The sequence below is a fragment of the Chryseobacterium jejuense genome (assembly GCF_017877355.1).
Lineage (GTDB): Bacteria > Bacteroidota > Bacteroidia > Flavobacteriales > Weeksellaceae > Chryseobacterium > Chryseobacterium jejuense_A.
On the sequence record NZ_JAGIPR010000030.1, the window covers coordinates 1 to 1,481 of the forward strand.

At 41.9% G+C, this 1,481-nt stretch carries 1 protein-coding gene; it reads right to left on the reverse strand.

All coding sequences use genetic code 11. The annotated features are described in order from the left end of the window. The coding region (locus J2772_RS24105; RefSeq protein ID WP_209921607.1) for a type VI secretion system Vgr family protein at window positions 1–1,446 on the reverse strand (1,446 nt) is incomplete at its 3' end. Between the last annotated feature and the right edge of the window lie 35 nt (window positions 1,447–1,481).

Genomic DNA, 1,481 nt, shown 5'->3' on the forward strand with positions numbered 1-1,481 from the left:
ACCAACTCCACCATGGAACATTCCTCCCATTACAAATGGACGGTCAGGATGGCTGTGGACAAAGTTCACCATTACCTGGTCGCCTACTTCGGGAATAGCTACATAGCCACGGTTTTGAGTAATCTGGTCAGTTCCTCCCGCATCAGGACTCATCATTCTTACAAAGTGAGTCGTATCATTCATCTGCCAGTCGAATCTTACCTGTACTCTTCCCTGTCCTTCAGGATCGGCGTTCGATATTACCGTTGCAATCTCAGGTTGTGCAATAGGAACCGTAAATTCAGGTTTGGGTAAAAAGCCTGTATCGGCGGCTATAGATTCAAAACTTCCTTTATAGTGTCCGATCGTATCAATTTCATGAACAGCTTCTGTTACCATCACTTTGGTGAAATAAGAAGTTTCATTACTGTCCGGCTTTCTCATGTGAATATCTACCACACATCCAGGATGAAGGAAGGGTACCGTTGTAGATCCTGAAACTGAAAATACACTCACAGCTTCACTTCCTGCCGTACTTTTCTGAGAGTTTTCTACATCTAAGTGAGTGGACGCCTTAATAGGTGCCACCTGAAGAGCAGGTGTTTTATAGATTTTTTCGTTATGACTGTATGCGGTTTTTGCAAGATCTCCCAAATGGTTAACAGGAGTTTCACCGGAAGTCAGCTTTTCATTTTTACTGCTGTTGTAGCCGTAGTACTGTGGCTTTGTATGAACAGCTTTTAATTCTACTCTAATGTCATCAGCATTGCTGCCGTAAGTAAGTTTTATAGGTTTATTCTGAGGGGGAAGTTTTCCGAAGTGAAGTACTTCTCCATCATAGTAAAACTGTTCGCCATAGGCTTCTGCCATTCTTGCAAGATAGTTATAATGCGTCTCGTTGTATTGGCTGCTGTAGATAATCTGAGAATAGTCATTGGTATCCACTCTGATATCAAAACGTCCTTTGTCAATTCCCTGTTTGATGACTTCTTCAGCAATGATTCCCATATTAACGGGTTGCCCACCTCCAAAACTCTGGATATGCGGTGCTCCATCCAGTAAGATTGTTGGACTGTACCCTGAAAGTACAATATTTCCAAGGCTCATCTTTTCCTGGCTGAACCCTACTTTGGTAATGAGTCCTACGAAGTTTCTTTCGGGACTGTTATCTATATCTTTATAGGAAATAATAGCAGTAAGACGTTTCCCCAAAAACTTATTAGCCTCCTCCAGAGTATGGCTCTGCCTGTCTCCCAATGCATCATGGGCAAGGGTAAGACTGAATTCGTGATGGTGACTCGCTTTTTGCTTAAGCGTGAAATGTTTGTAGTACTTAATAATTTTTCCCTCCACAACCAGTGAAAGTTTTACCAAACGGTTGATCCCTGCATGATGGTTTTCAGATACTCCATCAGCATTTTGTGATGGGCGGAAAGAAGAACCCTTTGTCTTTGTTTCGGTTTTCATATGTTCTGTGTTTAGTTTAGTGTTAAAGATAGCAA